This is a genomic window from Paenibacillus sp. J31P13 (genome assembly GCF_056269295.1).
Genome location: NZ_JBWDNR010000004.1, coordinates 36,483 through 56,300, shown reverse-complemented (window position 1 = coordinate 56,300; position 19,818 = coordinate 36,483). Strand labels below are relative to the sequence as shown.

The window sequence follows — 19,818 nt, the reverse complement described above, 5'->3', positions numbered from 1 at the left end:
TGTGTATGCTTGACGCTGCTACACGAAAATTATTTTTTTAGCCTCTGTCTGCGAAGAGCGATGAAGCCCGTTGTAATTGCAAACGTTCCGAGGAGATAGTAAGGAACAGCGCTGGTCTCACCGGTCTTAGGCAATTTGTCTAAAGGAACGGTTTCTTCCTCTCCAGATACAACTCCGCCTATCGGTACGTCCTCATCATCAACTTCAACGGAAATGGTTGCTTCTGGGGTAGGTTCAGGAGTTAGGATCGGTGTTGAAGAACTGGTCGGCGTCGGTGTAGTAACTGGTGTAGCAGATGGTGAAGTTGATGGCGTTGGTGTCGAATTTGGAGTAGAAATCGGCGTCGGTGTAGTATCCGGAGTAGGCGATGGAGTAGAAATCGGCGTCGGTGTAGTGTCCGGAGTAGGCGATGGAGTAGAAATCGGCGTCGGTGTAGTATCCGGAGTAGGCGATGGAGTAGAAATCGGCGTCGGTGTAATATCCGGAGTAGGCGATGGAGTAGAAATCGGCGTCGGTGTAGTATCCGGAGTAGGCGATGGAGTAGAAATCGGCGTCGGTGTAGTATCCGGAGTAGGCGATGGAGTAGAAATCGGCGTCGGTGTTGGTACTATACAGATGTCTCCATTATGGACGGCTGTAATTTCCTTGTTAGATCCCCAATGAACTTCCAATGCATCTTCAGTACTCGTTGTTAGTGCAGTGGTAGAGCCGGCTAAAATAGTTCCGTTACCGGTTGATACTGTATTTGGAACCTTCCAAGAGTAAGGCACATCAACGTCGCTCTCGTTTTTAATGGTCCACTTTTTAGACGCGGTTGGACTTTCTAGGCAAGCAGATAGTAAAGTGAGCTTCGGTGAGTTCGTGACAACTTTAAGTTGAGTTGAATTGTTGGTAACATTGATTTCAGTGTTATCAGTCAGATCTGTGGTAAAGCCTGACTTCGTAACCTCTTTCAGCACATAAGTTCCGATTGGCAAATCTAGAAATTCAAGAACGCCTTGCGAATTGGTTACGCCGGTTTTGAAGAGTACATTATTTTGCCAAAGCTCAAAAGTAATGCCTGTATGAGGCTGATTATCACCAATATTGAGTACTTTATTTATAATGATTTTTCCATTGCAGACATTAACCGATTTTACTTTATAAGCTTTAATGAAACCGGCATGACCGCCCACTCCAAGTTTTTTTTGTTCATCCCCGGCATAAATATCAAGCTGATAGGGTGCACAAGTTGGAATGTCGATTGTTATGGAGTAGGTTCCCAATTTACTGTATATGTTGGATTCGCCATCCTTGTATATTTGAACCTCATAGGGCTGACCGCCACTCGTTGGTATCCAATCACTAGGAAAGCCGTAGGAAGAAAAGCTGACTCGTACGCAATCTTTAGTTGTACTAAAGGTAGCAGTAGCGGTGCCGTTTCCATTGTCCACAATGTTAGAATGACCGGCAGTAATAAATTGAGGGTCTGAAGAATATTGCGAACAACTGTTATCATTGACGTTCTGCAATGAACTTTGCACGGCGTTGTCATTCACTTGGCTTTGAGCAAAAGTTAATGATCCCAGTGATAAAGAAAGAAGCAATACCATAGCTAAGCTGAAATAAATTTGTTTCTTGAAAAACCTCATTTCTCACTCTCCTCTTAGAATAGGTATTGAAGTCCAAGAGGGCCGGTTACACTACTAGCTCCGTATGATCCAAGTGTCCATATACAGATCAAACTTCATCGCTTCCCTAAACATTGATCGAATGATTCCCACCCTTTCTGATTCCTCGAGCTTGTATATAGGGAAAATAGACACGCTATAATGAAGTGAAGCCATGGTGTAGTAAAATAATAACATATACTGTAAAATGCTCAAGGGTGTTTCTTTGTCACAATTTGACTAGTTTTATTGAGTGGAAATTGATCATTCTTTGCTTGTGTACAATTTGTCATCTTGTCCACGAATGTCGGAACCAGTGGGCTCTTCGCGGCATATATTGTTGCAAAGAGGAGGTGGTCGCCATGTTTGAGCTTCTGCTTTTGGTCATCGGTTGCTATGTTTTGGCAGCTTTGTCTGTGCATTTGGCATATCGTATTAGAAGAAAACGTCTGCAAGAAAGTAAACACTATGTGCTAGTCGCTGATGTTGGTCAAAAAAATATGGAATGGTATATGCGTTCCCTGTTTTCTTTTTCTCGTAAGATGGGCAGGGATGTTCGTTTGACGATTATTGACCGCGGAGCATCGGAGGAAACGCTCGCTATCGTTGAGCGGCTGGCTCGAGATGCGGATACGCTGGAGGTACATCCGAGCAAGGATGAGCCCGAAACGGACAATTCAGATAGTAAACGTTCTCAATTTATGCCGAACGATGCAACAGGGCTGCTGTGGCTGCTGCAGTCAAAGGGGATTGTGTCGCATGGCGACCATGCCGTATTGATTGATTTGCAAAACCCGGAAGATTTGTCGAAAATGCCTTTTTAGTATATAATCTGCAGCAATAGAACTCATGAAGTGAAGCACACTTAATGACGCATAAAGCGTTGTTGGTGTGCTTTTTTTTGTCTAATTTGGGATACATGCTGAGGGAAGGGGTGTTAGGGAATGAAGGCATATGTTTATATTGTGCAGTATGAGGGGTGCTGGATTGCAAAAATGACCATTGAGCCAGCCGTAGATAAGGTGTTTTGGCTCAGCGGTTATTTTGGCTCGGAAGGGTATTTGAATAATGGGTTAGCTTCTTCAGGCTGGCTGTGGAGGGAGGCTTTGCCGTTAGGTGATGCGTGTCGAGTGGTGGAGTTGTGGAATAAAGGTTCTAGCTTTAGCAGAACAGGAGAACAGTATAAGGAACTCGCACAGTTGTTTGCATGTGTGGAAAAGGCTTTGAAAGAGGGACAAGAGGGTATTGGGAAGGATACTAACCGTTGGTGGCTGCGGTGGCGAAAGGAAAGTAAATATGATTGGAGGTTCGAGGAGAGCGGTTTGCTTGAGAAGGTGGAACGATGGGATCAGAGGGGAGGTTATCTGAAAAAGGAGGTGAGAGATGATGAACAGTTCGGCGAAATGTATGGAATGGAATATTCAAAAGGTGAGTCTGGAGGTAGGGCGCAAGCGACTGAGAAGCATGGAAGACTGAATGATACGTTTAGCGATGCGGAGCTGGGGGAGATTGCGGCTGGGGCGAAGCTTGCAGCGGAACTGCTGCAGGGACGTGCGCTATTGCGGAGCGAAGTGCACGCCCTGTTGGAGGGCGTGACGGAGCCCGGTGCCGAGGCTGGCTGGAGCGGAGCGCTCCAGCTTGCTTCGTTGCTCGGGCGTGTGCGCCTGAGCGGATCGGTCGTCGCCGGTAATGGCGGGGGGATGAACGTTTTGGGGCGCAGCAGGCGCGAGCGCAGCTGTTTGCGCTGCGGGAGCGGGGAGGCGTTGCTGCAACGCACGAGCTGTGCGGCGTGCGGTCGTGAATGCGCCTATTGTACGGCGTGCATTGGGATGGGGCGAAGCCGGGAATGTGAGCTGCTGGTTAGAGGGCAGCGAATGGGTTTGGCTTTGGGAGCTGCGACGGTTCGGAGCAGCTCGGGTAGGGCTGGGAAGACGCTGACGGTAGAGCAGCGTCTTGTGAAGTGGAAGCTGAGCCCGGCGCAGGCTGCTGCGGCGGCGAAGGCGCTTGTTTTCGTGGAGCGGGGGATCGCGGAGGGGAAGGCGAAGCCGGTTTTGAAAGCAGACCAATCGAAGGAGGAATCGATTTGCAATTTTCTACTTTGGGCGGTAACTGGAGCTGGCAAGACGGAAATGATTTTTCCGCTTGTGGAATCTGTACTGCTAAGAGGAGGCAAAGCTTTAATCGCAACACCGCGCCGTGATGTCGTCATTGAGCTGGATCCTCGTATTCGGAAGGCTTTTCCCGAGGCTTCAGTGGTAACGCTATACGGCGGAAGCCAGCAGCGCTGGGAGAGCGGGGATATTACACTGTCCACGACCCATCAACTGCTTCGATTTTATCAAGGCTTTGATCTTGTGATAGTCGATGAAATTGATGCTTTTCCCTACCATGGAGATCCAATTCTCCACTATGCGGCAGATAAAAGCTGTGCTCCGGGGTCAGCACGATTACTTCTCTCAGCGACTCCTCCAAGTGAGCTGCAGCGTGCAGCGAGGAAGGGAAAGCTGTCTCATGCGAGAGTTCCTGTACGTTATCATCGGCATCCACTTCCTGTTCCGCGATTGCTGCAAACATTAACCGTGCAGCAGATGCTCCAGCAGAAAAGGGTATCACCAGTTCTGCTGAGTGCATTAAAGAAATCCTTGGAGCGGGACGCTCAGCTTTTTGTGTTCGTTCAAAAAATCGTCCAGACAGAACCGATGGCTGCATTGCTTCAAGCAGTGCTTAGACATCCTTACATAGCCGCTACCTCATCACAGGATGCTGGACGCTCAGAGAAGGTACAACAGTTTCGAGCTAGAGAGATACGGGTGCTTGTTACGACGACCATATTAGAGAGAGGCGTTACCATCCCCAAAAGTGACGTATATATATTGGATGCAGATGGACGATTATTTGATGAAGCTTCCTTGGTTCAAATGGCAGGAAGAGCAGGACGCTCCGCAGATGATCCATTTGGCAATGTGTATTTTTGCAGCAAGGAGCGCAATCAATCACAGGTAGCAGCGGTGCACCATATCCAAACCATGAATCGAATGGCTCGCAAGCATGGCTATTTATTGCCTTCAAATAAAGGAGGACGAGCTCGATGAGTCCCTCACTCGCCAACTGGCTTCAGCGGTTGCAATCCGCCTTCACCAGCTCTGTGCAGCTGCTCGCCCCACACTCTGCCCTATGTCTCTTATGCGGCAAATCGCAAATCCAAGCTAGCAGCGCAACAGCCTCAAACCAATCGAAGCTGACAGCCCAGCTTCGACAATCCCTTTGCGGAGGCTGCCTCTCCGCTATACCATGGCTTACCCGCATCATCTGTCCCAGATGCGGGCGAGGCATCCGCTGCGATGACTGCAGACGCGTTCCGCAGCGCTCATTTATAATGAACCGTAGCGCGGTTCATTATAATCCAGCCATGCGCGAGTTGCTTGCGCAGTACAAATACCGAGGCAATGAGCAGCTTGCTCCGCTGCTCGGTGATATGCTGCTGCCAGCTTTTGAGCGAATGACTGCTGAGGTTTCTACTCGTTATGCACCTTCTTCCGCTCGTAAATATACGAGCAGAAATATCTCTTCGTATTGGGATGCGATTACATTCGTTCCCATTAGCCCAGAACGAGCACTTGATCGCGGTTTTAATCAGGCGGAGCAGCTTGCAGGCCATGTGGCTCAGCACTATCGTATTCCGATCATGAATCTACTTGTCAGAGATCGTCATACGGAGAAGCAAAGCTTTAAAACGCGATCCCAGCGAATGCGGGATACACAGCAGCTTTTTAAGGTGAATCTCTTAGAAATTGGCAAGCTTCAGGAAATGGTTCAGCAACAATCTCAGAAAACAAAACGAAATGATAGTGTGCTAAGAGTGCTGCTAATTGATGATATTTATACAACAGGAAGTACAGGGGAAGCCTGTTCACAGGCACTCTGCCAGCTGGCAGGGAAGGAGCTGCAAATATGCCTGTTAACATGGGCTCGCTCCTGAGAACTAATCGAGCAAAAGTCCTAATTCATAGATTACTAGTGATAAATTTGTCGTTTTCGATTAGAATGGGACTAATAGCTGGATTTGATTTCATAATAAAAGGGGGCGCAGAGTGATGAATTTAGATAATTGTCCTCGTTGCGGAAAGCTTTTTGCTAAAAACTTTAGAGATGTGTGTCCGGTGTGCATGAGGGATATTGATAAAGAGTATCAGCTTTGCGCGGACTATTTACGTGAATTCAAAGGTGCCATTATTACGGAGCTTTCCGATCAAACCGGTGTTTCAATCAAACAAATCACAAAATTTATTCGTGAAGGTCGTATTTCTATGGTAAATGCGCCAAATATGTCCTATCCTTGTGAATCTTGCGGCACCCTAATTCGTGAGAACCATATCTGTGACAGCTGTCGTAAACGATTCGATAAAGACAGGAGTCAAATGCTGGATGATTTGTCGAGGAAACAGGGAGAAAAGAGTTCGCAAACTCAATCTGGCGTCTATAAAGGGTTAGATCAATATAAAAACAAATAAATGAAATCATGCTAATATTTACTTGACTATAAAATTTCACATAAGCGAAGCCGATAATACTTGTAAAGGTAATCGGCTTTTTTTATTATCCGTAAATAATGAGGTGGATAAATTGAAAATAAATGAAACGAATCGTATAGGCGGACTGAATTCCTATCATAAACAAAATGAGTCTCGCTTGAGTGAAACGAACAAGACACGGAAAAAGGACGAGGTCCAAATTTCAGACGCAGCCAAAGAAATGCTATCTACTAGTAAAGCGAGCAGTGCGGAGAGAATGCAACAAATCGAGCAGTTGAAGCATTCAGTTGCATCGGGTACTTACCATGTGGAAGCGGGCAAGATTGCAGAGAAGCTGTTGCCATACCTGAAAGATAATTAATAGAAGTAAGGATAGGTGACGCAGCATGTCTATCGCGAAGATTATAGATACGCTTCAACAGCAGCATAAGCTTTATCAGCAGCTTCTTGAATTGGAAGTGAGCAAGAAGCCGCTGATTTTAGTAAATGATGTCGTTCAGCTTAATGTAGTTACTCAGAAGGAAAAAATACTAACGGGACAAGCTGAACTTTTAGAGCAAAACAGAATGCTGATGACCGCACGATATTTTATAGATATCGGCTTTCGTTACCGCAGCGGGCTGTTGTCTGATCTTATTAAGTCAGTTAGCAACTCAGAAGAAAAGCAGATGCTAATGGACATGCATGATACATTAACAGGCGTGTTGTTAGAGCTTAAGCAAGTCAATGGCTTGAACCAGCAATTAATTCAGCAGTCGTTAGAGTTCATTAATTTTTCGATCGATTTAATGATGGACGATCCTAATGAAGATGTTACTTATCAGCATCCTATGAATCAAATGTCTGGTAATAAACGCAAGATGATGTATGATTCAAGAGCATGATAAGGAGATGAAACAATGCGTTCAACTTTTCATTCATTAGAAACATCAAAGCGAAGCATAATTACGCAGCAAGTTGCACTGAGCACTTTGGGCCATAACATTGCGAATGCAAATACAGAAGGCTATACAAGGCAAAAGGTTACAATGGTTGCGACAAGACCTATTGAAGCTTACGGCATGTCCAAATCAACAGCGCCTGGTCAAATAGGAACGGGTGTAGAGTATACTTCCATTACACGTATAAGAGATGCTTTCTTGGATGCACAATACCGCGGACAATCGGATATCGCAGGAAGCACTTCTATTCAGACAGATACGCTTAGTAAGCTAGAATCATTTGTTAATGAACCGTCAGATACGAGTATTCGTACAGTTTTATCAAACTTTTGGAGCGCCTGGTCAGATTTAAGCAAGGATCCAGAAAATGTTACGGCTCGTGAAATTCTAGTCGAGCGCACGCAAGCGCTGACCGATACGTTTAACTCTTTAAGTGGGCAATTATCGGACTTGGATGCCGATTTAAATACGACCATTGAAACAACAGCAGAATCAGCGAATACGATGATGAGTTCAATTGCTTCTCTTAATGATCAAATAAAAAACATTGAAATGCTTGGTGATAATGCGAATGATTTGCGTGATCAGCGAGATCTTCTTACTGATAAGTTATCAAAGATAGTCAATATAAAAGTGACAGAAACGAATGATGGATACTCCATCACGATGGGCGGAGCGCCTTTGGTAGAAGGTGGGCTATCAACACCTTTTAACGCCAACACTTTGCGAACTGCATATGCCTCAGGAACGCTGACCGGCGGAGAAATACACGGTATGTTTGTGTCTTTAGAAGATGTTTCAGATTTTGTTAAACAACTAGATACACTAGCCAATACTATTGCTAACGGTGAGTTTGAAGTTACTATTCCTGCTGGAACCATTCTTCCAGGTACGACTGCGCCAATAACGGCTGATCAGAAAATGATGGTAAAAGGGATAAATGGCCTTCATAAGCTGGGGTATACCTTGTCAGACCCTGCTTCTGTAGGCGAAGATATTTTTACCATAAAGAACGGCGGAACTAGTATTACAGCTGCTAGTATTCAATTGAATCAGAAGATTTCCAATGATTCAAATAATATTGCTTCATCTATGCGTACAACGACAAGTAACGGTGTAACTTCTGTAATAAGAGGGAATAATGATTTAGCCTTGCTAATGTCACAGTTATCAGATAAGAAGTTTACCTTTGATGATACAGCTTCTGGAGGTACTGTAAAGAGTGCTACTGTAGGTGATTTCTATAGCGCAGTCGTTGGAGCATTAGGTGTTAAAAGTCAGTCTGCTACGCGTGAAAATGCTAATGCCGAAGCACAACTGGCTCAAGTGAACAGCAGCAGAATGTCCATCAGCGGTGTATCTTTGGATGAGGAAATGTCAGATATGATTAAATACCAATATGCTTATACAGCTTCCGCTCGCTTTATGACTACTTTTGACGAAATGCTTGATAAACTGATTAATGGCACAGGAACAGTAGGTCGTTAAGTAAGTTGAATTCATATAGTTTTTTTCGAATATAAGTACTAGAACTTAAAGGAGGATCTGTTATGGCGCTTAGAATTACGCAAGGTATGATGCATTCTCAGCTTACTCGGAATATAAACAACAACTTAAATAGAATGGCAGAGATTCAGCAACAAGCATCATCAGGGCTGAAATTAAATAAAGCATCAGATAACCCGGTTGGTATTACGTACTCCCTTCGTTATCGCTCGGAATTAGCAGAAAACGAGCAATACGAGAAAAATACCGATCAAGCACTCTCATGGCTAGATTTTACAGATTCTGTAATTAGTCAAGCTGGCGACGTTATGCAGCGTGTGAAAGAACTAGCTACAAAGGCTGGAAACGGTACGAATCCACAAGAAGCACTCGACGCAATTAAAAGTGAATTAGCAGAGCTTAAAAATCAACTTGTCGATATTGCCAATAGTAAAATGAATGGTAAATATATTTTTAATGGAGAAACGTTTGATAAAATGCCATATGATACAACCGATCCTCTCTTTGACGCTAAAACCGTTTCAACGGATACTGGTCAAGTCGCATATGCGCTTGGTACGAATGTAACTGTAGGTATCAGTCTAACTGGTAATCAAGTATTCGGAGACGCGAATTCACCTGATAATGTATTTGCTGTTCTTGATCGTATTACGACTGCATTGACGAATGGAAACTATGGCGGTATATCTTCTGAAATCTCAAATGTTGAAAACAGCTATGATAAGATGCTTAATGCTCGTGCCCAAATTGGTGCAAAGACTAATCGAGTAGAGTTGATGCAAGCCAGACTAGCAGACTTTAAACTCAGCCTGACAGATATGCAGTCGAAGGTAGAAGATGCTGATTTGGAGCAAGTTCTTATTAATTCGACAACTAGTCAAGCTATTTATGAGGCTTCACTATCAGTAGGAGCAAAGGTAATTAGCAGATCATTGGTTGATTTCTTACGCTAAAACAACATATAGTTATTTATATAATTGATATAATAGTAAGGTGTAAAAACGAGGCTATGGGATCGGTAACGATGCTATAGCTTCTTTTATTAATTAACTCATTGGAGCGTGAACATATTGATTCAAACAACCCGATTTGGAGAATTAGAATGTAATAAAGAACAAATAGTGATATTTTCTAGTGGAATACCTGGATTTATAGAGTATAAAAAATATATAATCGTAGAAATTGAAGATAGCCCGTTTCAATATCTGCAATCTTTGGATGAGCCTTCTTTGGCGTTTATTATTGCTTCCCCTTTTGATTTTTTCCCGGAGTATGAATTTGAACTGTCTGGAGAATTGATGGACGAAATGAACATAAATAGTAGTGAAAATATTCAAGTTTATAATATAGTCAATGTACAGGGAGAACTGTCTGCAGCTACGATGAACCTTGCGGCTCCAATTATTATTAATAAAATAGATAAGACAGGCATACAGCACATATTGCCTAATAGCACGTATTCCATTCATCAACGGTTGTTTGCTAAGAATTTATCGTCAGGGGGAGAATGAAATGCTAGTTTTAACAAGAAAAAAGGGTGAGTCTTTGCTCATAGGAGACAACATTGAAATTAGCATTTTGGAAGTAATGGGGGACAGTATTAAAATAGGCATTAAGGCTCCTGGGGACGTTGGGATATTACGCAAAGAGCTTTATGTTTCAGTTGAAAATATGAATTTATATGCAGGAAGCTCCAGCATAACTGCTAACGAATTAAAAAATCAATTTAAAAAGATTAATAATAGTTAGATTAACTATAAACAATTAGATGAAAATTCCGATAATATAATTAGAGCTTGTGAGGATGGTCTCAATATGCTTACCACAGGGATGTGGGACAAAACATTATAATTCAGGGAGGAAATAACAATGCGTATTAATCACAATATTACAGCTTTGAACACACACCGCAACATGGGCCTTAACAACACAGCGGCTGGTAAAGGAATGGAAAAACTATCATCAGGTCTTAAAATCAACCGTGCAGCAGACGATGCAGCAGGTCTAGCAGTGTCTGAAAAAATGCGTGGACAAATCCGTGGACTTGAGCAAGCACAACGCAACGTACAAGACGGTATTTCATTCGTACAAACAGCTGAGGGTGCAATGAACGAAGTAAGTTCCATGCTTACACGTATGAAAGAGTTGAATGTTCAGAAGGACAACGGAACATATCAAAAAGCTGATACAGATAATATCGATCTTGAACTTAACGAATTGGGTAAACAGATCGATTTAATCATGACAGAAACAAAGTTCAATGGTATTGATTTGACTACTAATGATGTTAGTATTCGTTCCAATGATTCTACTCAAGCAATAGTGATTTCTAAAGTAGATAACTCTACTTTCAAAACTTTGGATAAAGATACAACGTTGGCTGAAATCGAAACAGGTATTGAAGGTGTATCTACACAACGTGCGACATTAGGTGCTACACAAAACCGTTTAGAGTATACATCTAACAACCTAGGAACAACAGTAGAGAACCTTACTGCCGCTGAGTCTCGTATTCGTGATACAGATATGGCGAAGGAAATGGTCGAGCTTACGAAAAATAATATCCTCTTGCAAGCTTCGCAAGCGATGCTTGCACAAGCAAATTCACAACCGCAAGGCGTATTGTCATTGCTTCGTTAATTTTCAATTTAAAAGACAGCCTGCTTATAACAGCAGGTTGTTTTTTTTTCTCTCCTCTCAAATCAGATGAATGGAAATTAGAATAAAAATAGTTCGAGAAAGCTATAAACTTTTTCTGTTTTCTGCCGATATCTAATTTGTGAACTTTTAGGTCGTATGACCTAGATTCACTTACCACAAGGATGTGGGAAACTATTTGAGACATTCAAGGAGGAAATAACAATGCGTATTAATCACAATATTACAGCTTTGAACACACACCGCAACATGGGCCTTAACAACACAGCGGCTGGTAAAGGAATGGAAAAACTATCATCAGGTCTTAAAATCAACCGTGCAGCAGACGATGCGGCAGGTCTAGCAGTGTCTGAAAAAATGCGTGGACAAATCCGTGGACTTGAGCAAGCACAACGCAACGTACAAGACGGTATTTCATTCGTACAAACAGCTGAGGGTGCAATGAACGAAGTAAGTTCCATGCTTACACGTATGAAAGAGTTGAATGTTCAGAAGGATAATGGAACATATCAAACTGCAGACAAAGGTAATATTAACCTTGAGTTGGATGAATTAGGTAAACAAATCGACAAAATCATGACTGAAACAAAATTCAATGGAATTAGTTTAACGGCAGCTGATGTTACTATTCGTTCGAATGATTCTACTCAAGCCATAACAATTAAAGCAGTTGTTAATACTGCATTCACTGCACTTGATAACACTAAGGGAACTGCTGCTATTGAAACAGCAATTGAAGCCGTATCAACACAACGTGCAACACTAGGAGCAACACAAAACCGTTTGGAATACACATCGAACAACCTAGGTACAACAGTAGAAAACCTAACTGCTGCTGAGTCTCGTATCCGTGATACAGACATGGCGAAGGAAATGGTTGAACTTACTAAGAACAATATTCTTCTGCAAGCTTCGCAAGCAATGCTTGCACAAGCTAACTCGCAGCCACAAGGCGTATTGTCGTTACTTCGTTAAATTTTTCTTAAAAAACAGTCTGCTAATTATATCAGCAGACTGTTTTTTTATAGATTTATCCCTCAACAAAATTAATGGTAAAAAAGAAAAAAATTCACAAACTATAAACTATAATTACTTAGCTACCGATAATTATAATATAGTTGATTAGATCTAATGATCTAATACTTCTTACCACATGGATGTGGAAATCACTTAAAATTCAAGGAGGAATTATTAATGCGTATTAATCACAACATTACAGCTTTAAACACACACCGTAACATGGGCCTTAACAACACAGCGGCTGGTAAAGGAATGGAAAAACTATCTTCAGGTCTTAAAATCAACCGTGCAGCAGACGATGCAGCAGGACTAGCAGTATCGGAAAAAATGCGTGGACAAATTCGCGGTCTTGAGCAAGCACAACGCAACGTACAAGATGGTATCTCATTCGTACAAACAGCTGAGGGCGCAATGAACGAAGTAAGCTCCATGCTTACACGTATGAAAGAACTAAATGTTCAGAAAGATAACGGAACATATCAAACAGCTGATAAAGCTAATATCGATCTTGAACTAGATGAATTGGGTAAACAAATTGATCTAATCATGACTGAAACAAAATTCAATGGTATCAGTCTTACTGCAGCAAACGTTAGCATTCGTTCGAACGACTCTACTCAAGCGATAGTAATTTCTAAAGTTGATAATGCTACTTTTACAGGTCTAACTAAGGGTACATCTCTAGCAAACATTGAAAAAGGTATTGAAGGTGTGTCAACACAACGTGCAACACTAGGAGCAACACAAAACCGGTTGGAATACACATCGAACAACCTAGGTACAACAGTAGAAAACCTAACTGCTGCTGAGTCTCGTATCCGTGATACAGACATGGCGAAGGAAATGGTTGAACTTACTAAGAACAATATTCTTCTGCAAGCTTCGCAAGCAATGCTTGCACAAGCTAACTCGCAGCCACAAGGCGTATTGTCGTTACTTCGTTAATTTTTACATTAAAAGACAGCCTGCTATATATCAGCAGGCTGTCTTTTTGATTATCTAGATACAAATCGAGTAAAAAGTTTAAATATACTATTAACTATCTTTATCATTTTGTCGATACTTATGTTAAAGCTGAGGAGTCGTCAGACTTATTATAGCTTACCACATGGATGTGGAAATCACTTAAAATTCAAGGAGGAATTATTAATGCGTATTAATCACAATATTACAGCTTTAAACACACACCGCAACATGGGTCTTAACAACACAGCAGCAGGTAAAGGAATGGAAAAACTATCTTCAGGTCTTAAAATCAACCGTGCAGCAGACGATGCAGCAGGACTAGCAGTATCGGAAAAAATGCGTGGACAAATTCGCGGTCTTGAGCAAGCACAACGCAACGTACAAGATGGTATCTCATTCGTACAAACAGCTGAGGGCGCAATGAACGAAGTAAGCTCCATGCTTACACGTATGAAAGAACTAAATGTTCAAAAAGATAACGGAACATATCAAGCAGCTGATAAAGCTAATATCAATCTTGAGCTAGATGAATTGGGTAAACAAATCGATCTAATCATGACTGAAACAAAATTCAATGGAATTAGTTTAACGGCAGCCGATGTTACTATTCGTTCGAATGACTCTACTCAAGCTATAACAATTAAAGCAGTTGTTAATACTGCATTCTCTGGGCTTGATAACACTAAGGGAACTGCTCTTATTGAGACAGCAATTGAAGGTGTATCAACACAGCGTGCAACATTAGGAGCAACACAAAACCGTTTGGAGTACACATCTAACAATCTTGGCACAACAGTAGAAAACCTTACTGCTGCTGAGTCTCGTATCCGTGATACAGACATGGCGAAGGAAATGGTTGAACTTACGAAGAATAACATTCTTCTTCAAGCTTCACAAGCAATGCTTGCGCAAGCAAACTCACAGCCGCAAGGCGTATTATCTCTTCTTCGTTAATTTTCATTATAAAAAACAGCCTGCTGATTACACCAGCAGGCTGTTTTTTTGTTGAATCTCTAATAAAGACCTAAGATTATACCGATAATAATAATAGATATTTCAACGGAATTGGAGGGTTGTCTATGAATATTTCCTCGACAAATCAGTCATCACCGTATAAACCGGAAAAAATTGCAGTTACGGAACAAGTTTCATCAATGGAAGGATCTATTTCAGGTATAACGAGAGTTAATGCTTTGCAACAAGCAGAATTGAAAGGTGAAAAGGTTTCGGTTGGAGACATGCAAGTAGTAAAAACGCTTGACCGCGTATTAAAGGCTATTCAAGGTCCTGAAACGACATTTAATATTTCAGTACACGAAGCAACTAAGGTAATCACAATCAAAGTGCTAAACAAACAAACAGGTGAATTAATACGTGAGATTCCGCCGGAAAAGACGTTGGATCTTGTAGCGAAATTTATGGAAATAAACGGAATACTAATCGATAAGAGAGTTTAAAGGGAGGTAGTGGATAATGAGAATTACAGGATTAGCGTCAGGCATGGATATAGACAACATGGTCAAAGAACTAATGAAGGCCAAACGGACATCATATAATACTATGGTTCAGAAAAGGTTATCTATAGAATATCAGAGAGAGACTTACAGAGAAATAAGCAGCAAAATTATTGATTTCAGAAATAATAAGCTGTCATCCTACAATTTAACAGATTCGATTAATGCGAAAAAATCAGAACTCAGCGGGAATACAAATGCCATTTCGATTAATAGTACTACATCTGCAGCTGCGGGGGCATTAACTGTTAATGTAGATCAATTAGCTTCTCAGGCTAACAGCTTATATACATTTTCAGCTAATGAAACAAGAAATTTAGGGGAATTAGGTTTTCAGGAAGGCGCTGATCCAACCCAAGTTGTCATTAAAATTAATGACAAAGAAATTTCATTATTGAAAACCGCTTCATTAAGTGATTTAGCAGCAGCAATAAATACGCAGTCTTCTACCGTCAAAGCTACAGCTGTTTATAACGAGTCATCGGGTCAATTCTCGATTGCAGCAACGCAAACAGGCATAGGTAAACTGAAAATTGAAGGCGCAACCTTATCTAATCTTGCTTATTCTTATTCTCCTAACGAGTCAAGAAATTTAGGACAATTAGGTTTCCAAGAGGGCAGTGATCCGAGCAAAGTCGTCATTAATGTTAATGGAAAAGAGATTAGTTTATTGAAAACCGCTTCATTAAGTGATCTTGCCGCAGCCATAAATGCTGATGCCTCTACAGGAGCAAGTGCAAGTTTTGACACAGCATCTGGGAAGCTTGTTATTGCTTCTACTACTACTGGTGTAAACAAGCAACCTGTTATAACTGGTATCTCACAAAGTGCGACATCCGTGGGAGTTAATCAAGGTCAGAATGCTAAAGTGAGTATTAATGGCGTATCTTATGAGCAAGAAAGCAATCGTTTCAATGTAAATGGCTTTGATTTCAACGCTAAGGCTGTTTCAGGGGGGAATGGTACAACAACCATTACCGCAAGTACCGACACTAATAAAATTATTGACACGATCAAATCGTTCGTTAATGATTATAATAGCTTAATTGAAAATATTCATGCAAAGCTCTCCGAGGAAAAATACAGAACCTTTCTACCTTTGACTGACGAGCAAAGAGAAGAAATGGATGAAAGTCAAATTAAGAAGTGGGAAGAAAAAGCAAAAAGCGGTCTCATTAAAAATGATGATATTTTAACTAAACTAGTTTCAGATATGCGTATTGCCACGACTTCACTTGTTGGCGGCTATGATACAGGAGAAGTTAGAGATGATGGTTCGAAAATCTTTCAGTCAATCGGTATTTCTACAGGGCTTTATACTGAAAAAGGAAAACTAGTACTGAAGGAATCCGATCTTCGAAATGCCCTAGAAGCCGATCCTGATAAGCTTATTGCTATGTTTTCAAAGAGAGGAACGGATGTCTCGCCTACTAGTGAAGAGTCTGGTGTTTTTGCAAAAATATCTGCATCTGCCATGCTGTCGTTACAAAGCTTAGCCACTAAAGCAGGTACATCGCTTACTAGTACGAGTCTGAGTGGGACATTATTAGAAAGCTCATTACTAGGTAGCCGGGTACGTGATATGAAACAAAACGAGAGCAACATGTTAGCGCGCTTAAACCGATATGAAACGCAATATTATAAACAGTTTTCAGCAATGGAGACGGCAATCAATAAGTTTAATTCTCAGTCATCTAGTTTAGCGGGTTTCTCGAGTTAAAGGAGTGAATTACATTGACTAATTCTCCATATCAGATATATAAGCAAGCATCTGTCCAAACAGCTGGACCAGAACAGTTAATAATAATGTTGTATGATGGAGCTATCCGTTTTATTAAAGCTGGTATAAGTGGTGTACAAACAGGTAACTTTGAGCACGCAAATAATAATTTTCAAAAATGCCAATCCATTATTAATGAGCTTATTGCTTCTCTCAATATGGATTTTCCTGTATCAAAAGAATTGATTGCAATTTATGAGTATATGTTGCATCTAACAATCCAAGCTAACATTAAGAAGGAGGTATCGAGCGCTGAAGAAGTGCTTGGTTATCTTGAAGAACTCAGGGAGACCTGGAAGGACGTCATTAAAAGTTCTCCTTCTATTACTCAGCAGAGACAAGGTGCTGAGTATGACGCTTAGTAAGCTATATGATCTTACACTGTATATGTCAGAAAATGTAAGCGTCCTAACGGAAGAAGATTTAGAAGAGTTAATCGCTCTCCGTGATGAGGTTCTAGATACGCTTCAAGCCAGTACTAATATTCCTCAAACGGATAGAAAAATACTATCTGAAATTTTGAAACATGATGTAGAGATTGTTGGAAGAATGAATGAACTTAAAGAAGAAGCTTCCATTGGACTTGAAAAAATCCAAATCTCTCGAATACAAAAAAATGCATACGATCAAGGGCATTCTGAAGGCAGCTATTTTTTTGATAAAAAAAAATAATAATAAATAATAGAAGTCGCTTGGGATTAATTTCCACGCGACTTCTATTATTTTATTCAGAATGAAATCCGATAAAGGAAGAAGATACCTATATGAAGCAAACAGGATTATAAGGAGGATCATATGTCAAAAGAATATGCACTTATTCCAAAATATATGGAACGATTTGAATGCATTGGAGCTAAATGTGAAGACACATGCTGCGCACTCTGGAATGTATCAATAGATAAGAAGAGTTATAACACGTATACAAAGATACCCGATCGAACTTGGCGTCAACGCTTTAAAGCAAGCGTTACAAAAGTAAATAATAATGCTACGGATTCCCATTATGCTTCGATGAAGTTAGATCAACAAACTGGTGATTGCACGATGATGAGTGGTGGTCTATGTGCGATTCAAGCAACCTTTGGAGAAGATTATTTAAGTCCTACTTGTGCTACTTATCCACGTAAAATCAATGAAATTGACGGAGTGCAAGAGGTATCTGCGACGCCATCTTGTCCAGAGGTTACTAGATTGATGTTATTTGATCCAGATGGTATTGAATTTGTTCAAAGTGTTCCAATACGCAAGAAAAATATGCAAATGAATAGAAAGATATCTACTGAAAAAGGTGAGTTTTCAACATATTTATGGGACGTTCGGATTGCTGCTATTGAGATTCTACAAAATAGAGAATTCGAAGTATCTCATCGAGTATTAATATTGGGATGGCTTTGCGACCAAATCCATCAAGTTACGAAGAATGGCGATTTTTCAACAGTGAAAGATGAAATTGAAAAATTTAAATATCAATTGGAAAATGATAAGGATTTAAGAAACTACAAAATTTTTCCAGTTAATCAACAATTCCAACTGACTTTTCTAAATAAACTCATTATGGATCGTGCAGAACAAGGAATTTGGAACGTTAGGTACAGAGAATGTTTGAATGATTATATAGACGGGATCAATAGTTCAGACGGAGATACTCAGAGCATAATAGCTAATTATACAAAGGGTTATGCAGAGTATTATTTACCTTATATGAATCAACATGAATATGTATTAGAAAATTATCTTGTAAATCATGTATATCATACCGTTTTCCCCGTAGCAGGAAAAAGAGGGATATTTGATCAGTATCTATTGTTGGCTGTAAATTTTGCACTAATTAAAATGCATCTAATTGGAATAGCTAAACATCATAAAGGATTGAGTGATGAACTTATAGTTAAATTTATGCAGTCTTTTTCTAAAAACTACGAACATAATAGTGGTTATCTACAAAGTGTTTGTAATCAAATTAAAGAAGAGAAATATGATACCATGGGACATTTATCACTTTTAATTAAAAATGAGATCGTCAAATAGCCCATTACATTAACGATGAATCCGCTTACAACAAATTGTTTGACAATTCCGTTAAGTGGGTGTTATAGTCAAATTGTGGGTTATACGAAGAGATCTCTCACAGTATTTGAAGATGAAGGGAATGTTTGCACATGCAAGGTAAAGTTAAATGGTTTAATGCAGAGAAGGGTTATGGATTTATCGAGACTGAGCAAGGCGGCGACGTATTTGTTCATTTCTCCGCGATCCAAACTGATGGTTTCAAAACACTTGAAGAAGGCCAATCCGTGGAATTCGATATTGTTGAAGGTGCTCGTGGTCCACAAGCAGCTAACGTAGTAAAACTGTAATTATTTGGACAATTGGCCACCCTATAATACAGATTAATGACCAAGCAAACAACACAAAGCTCCGGGAAACCGGGGCTTTTTTCTGTTTATATGTAAATAAAATATTCGCAATTAATTGATGATAAGGAGTTCATTATATCAAGGAATGATTCTATTCATTGAGATGGGTTTAAATGATTATATAGTAAAGAAGCTATTTACAAAAACAATATAGAAATAGACTAGTTCTTAAGTATGATTTATCTGAATATTCCGAATAAATTGAAAACAGTTTTGATTTGCCCATCACTCTATGGTATAATAAGAGTATGTAAAGGAGGAGTTCCCCATGAATTACAACATTCGAGGTCAACGCTTTCAGGTCACAGACGCATTGAGAGACTACGTCGAAAAAAAACTCAGTCGATTGGATAAGTATTTTGAAACACCAGTCGCCTCCGACATTAACGTAACACTATCCGTCACCAAAGGAATACATGCAGTTGAGGTGACTATCCCGCTCATCGGTGTTTTGCTAAGAGCCGAAGAAAAAAGCGAGGATATGTACGCTTCCATTGATGTAGTGGTGGACAAACTTGAACGTCAAATACGTAAACATAAAACGAAAGTGAATCGAAAATTCCGTCAAGCAAGCAGTGTACACTCCTTATTCGCAGAAACCGGCTCAGCAGTGGGCGTGTTGGATGAAGAGGAAGACGAACTGGAGCTTGTTAGAACCAAGCGCTTCGCCTTGAAGCCCATGGATGTAGAAGAAGCGATTTTGCAAATGAATATGGTAGGGCACAGCTTCTTTGTTTTTGCTAATGTGGATACCACAGAGGTAAATGTTGTATACAAAAGAAGCGACGGAAAGTATGGATTAATTGAACAGGGCTAGCAGCTATCATACTTAAAA

At 40.7% G+C, this 19,818-nt stretch carries 22 protein-coding genes and 1 riboswitch; of the genes, 21 read left to right on the top strand and 1 reads right to left on the bottom strand.

Translation table 11 applies throughout. The annotated features are described in order from the left end of the window. Nucleotides 1-29: 29 nt before the first annotated feature. Entirely contained in the window at nt 30-1,631 is a 1,602-nt protein-coding gene (locus AC0YOD_RS14545; protein ID WP_475800044.1) for a SpaA isopeptide-forming pilin-related protein, read from the bottom strand. Between the two features lie 31 nt (nt 1,632-1,662). Next, nucleotides 1,663-1,746, bottom strand: a riboswitch (cyclic di-GMP riboswitch). A 265-nt stretch (nt 1,747-2,011) separates the two neighbouring features. Between AC0YOD_RS14545 and AC0YOD_RS14540 the strand changes: the two genes are divergently transcribed. From AC0YOD_RS14540 to hpf, 21 genes are all read left to right on the top strand, one after another. Next, the gene (locus tag AC0YOD_RS14540; RefSeq protein ID WP_475800043.1) at nt 2,012-2,473 is read left to right on the top strand and encodes a hypothetical protein; all 462 of its coding nucleotides are present in this window, start codon (nt 2,012-2,014) and stop codon (nt 2,471-2,473) included. A 120-nt stretch (nt 2,474-2,593) separates the two neighbouring features. Beyond that, a complete protein-coding gene (locus AC0YOD_RS14535; protein ID WP_475800042.1) occupies nt 2,594-4,741 on the top strand; it encodes an ATP-dependent helicase ComFA in 2,148 nt (715 codons plus the stop codon). After that, nucleotides 4,738-5,628 (top strand): ComF family protein, encoded by an 891-nt coding sequence (locus AC0YOD_RS14530; protein WP_475800041.1) that lies wholly within the window; start codon nt 4,738-4,740, stop codon nt 5,626-5,628. The genes AC0YOD_RS14535 and AC0YOD_RS14530 overlap by 4 nt, the downstream gene beginning before the upstream one ends. Before the next feature lie 115 nt (nt 5,629-5,743). Then, nucleotides 5,744-6,160, top strand: coding sequence for a TIGR03826 family flagellar region protein (locus AC0YOD_RS14525; RefSeq protein WP_475800040.1), 417 nt, complete (start codon nt 5,744-5,746; stop codon nt 6,158-6,160). A 112-nt stretch (nt 6,161-6,272) separates the two neighbouring features. Next, nucleotides 6,273-6,542: a flagellar biosynthesis anti-sigma factor FlgM gene (gene flgM / locus AC0YOD_RS14520; protein WP_475800039.1), complete on the top strand. Its 270-nt coding sequence runs from the start codon at nt 6,273-6,275 to the stop codon at nt 6,540-6,542. 25 nt (nt 6,543-6,567) lie between these two features. Next, nucleotides 6,568-7,065 (top strand): flagellar protein FlgN, encoded by a 498-nt coding sequence (locus AC0YOD_RS14515; RefSeq protein ID WP_475800038.1) that lies wholly within the window; start codon nt 6,568-6,570, stop codon nt 7,063-7,065. 15 nt (nt 7,066-7,080) lie between these two features. Continuing rightward, nucleotides 7,081-8,610, top strand: a complete 1,530-nt coding sequence (flgK, locus tag AC0YOD_RS14510; RefSeq protein ID WP_475800037.1) for a flagellar hook-associated protein FlgK — start codon at nt 7,081-7,083, stop codon at nt 8,608-8,610. A gap of 62 nt (nt 8,611-8,672) precedes the next feature. Further along, on the top strand, nt 8,673-9,581 hold the full coding sequence (gene flgL, locus AC0YOD_RS14505) for a flagellar hook-associated protein FlgL (protein WP_475800036.1): 909 nt from the start codon (nt 8,673-8,675) through the stop codon (nt 9,579-9,581). A gap of 117 nt (nt 9,582-9,698) precedes the next feature. Then, a complete protein-coding gene (gene fliW / locus AC0YOD_RS14500) occupies nt 9,699-10,139 on the top strand; it encodes a flagellar assembly protein FliW (RefSeq protein ID WP_475800035.1) in 441 nt (146 codons plus the stop codon). A gap of 1 nt (nt 10,140) precedes the next feature. After that, nucleotides 10,141-10,377: a carbon storage regulator CsrA gene (gene csrA / locus AC0YOD_RS14495; protein WP_475800034.1), complete on the top strand. Its 237-nt coding sequence runs from the start codon at nt 10,141-10,143 to the stop codon at nt 10,375-10,377. A 120-nt stretch (nt 10,378-10,497) separates the two neighbouring features. Continuing rightward, nucleotides 10,498-11,268, top strand: a complete 771-nt coding sequence (locus tag AC0YOD_RS14490; RefSeq protein WP_475800033.1) for a flagellin N-terminal helical domain-containing protein — start codon at nt 10,498-10,500, stop codon at nt 11,266-11,268. Between the two features lie 222 nt (nt 11,269-11,490). After that, nucleotides 11,491-12,261, top strand: coding sequence for a flagellin N-terminal helical domain-containing protein (locus AC0YOD_RS14485; protein ID WP_475800032.1), 771 nt, complete (start codon nt 11,491-11,493; stop codon nt 12,259-12,261). 219 nt (nt 12,262-12,480) lie between these two features. Next, nucleotides 12,481-13,251: a flagellin N-terminal helical domain-containing protein gene (locus AC0YOD_RS14480; protein WP_475800031.1), complete on the top strand. Its 771-nt coding sequence runs from the start codon at nt 12,481-12,483 to the stop codon at nt 13,249-13,251. A gap of 204 nt (nt 13,252-13,455) precedes the next feature. Beyond that, entirely contained in the window at nt 13,456-14,226 is a 771-nt protein-coding gene (locus AC0YOD_RS14475; RefSeq protein WP_475800030.1) for a flagellin N-terminal helical domain-containing protein, read from the top strand. A 125-nt stretch (nt 14,227-14,351) separates the two neighbouring features. Further along, nucleotides 14,352-14,729: a flagellar protein FlaG gene (locus tag AC0YOD_RS14470; protein ID WP_475800029.1), complete on the top strand. Its 378-nt coding sequence runs from the start codon at nt 14,352-14,354 to the stop codon at nt 14,727-14,729. A gap of 16 nt (nt 14,730-14,745) precedes the next feature. Then, nucleotides 14,746-16,506 carry a flagellar filament capping protein FliD gene (gene fliD / locus AC0YOD_RS14465; protein WP_475800028.1) on the top strand — a complete coding sequence of 587 codons (1,761 nt, stop codon included), beginning with the start codon at nt 14,746-14,748 and terminating at the stop codon, nt 16,504-16,506. A 14-nt stretch (nt 16,507-16,520) separates the two neighbouring features. Next, nucleotides 16,521-16,928, top strand: a complete 408-nt coding sequence (fliS, locus tag AC0YOD_RS14460) for a flagellar export chaperone FliS (RefSeq protein WP_475800027.1) — start codon at nt 16,521-16,523, stop codon at nt 16,926-16,928. 25 nt (nt 16,929-16,953) lie between these two features. After that, nucleotides 16,954-17,238, top strand: coding sequence for a hypothetical protein (locus AC0YOD_RS14455; protein ID WP_475800026.1), 285 nt, complete (start codon nt 16,954-16,956; stop codon nt 17,236-17,238). 123 nt (nt 17,239-17,361) lie between these two features. After that, nucleotides 17,362-18,594, top strand: a complete 1,233-nt coding sequence (gene fliB / locus AC0YOD_RS14450; protein ID WP_475800025.1) for a flagellin lysine-N-methylase — start codon at nt 17,362-17,364, stop codon at nt 18,592-18,594. Nucleotides 18,595-18,725: 131 nt separating this feature from the next. Beyond that, nucleotides 18,726-18,923 carry a cold shock domain-containing protein gene (locus AC0YOD_RS14445; protein ID WP_028559287.1) on the top strand — a complete coding sequence of 66 codons (198 nt, stop codon included), beginning with the start codon at nt 18,726-18,728 and terminating at the stop codon, nt 18,921-18,923. Between the two features lie 328 nt (nt 18,924-19,251). Continuing rightward, nucleotides 19,252-19,800: a ribosome hibernation-promoting factor, HPF/YfiA family gene (hpf, locus tag AC0YOD_RS14440; protein WP_475800024.1), complete on the top strand. Its 549-nt coding sequence runs from the start codon at nt 19,252-19,254 to the stop codon at nt 19,798-19,800. Nucleotides 19,801-19,818: the final 18 nt, after the last annotated feature.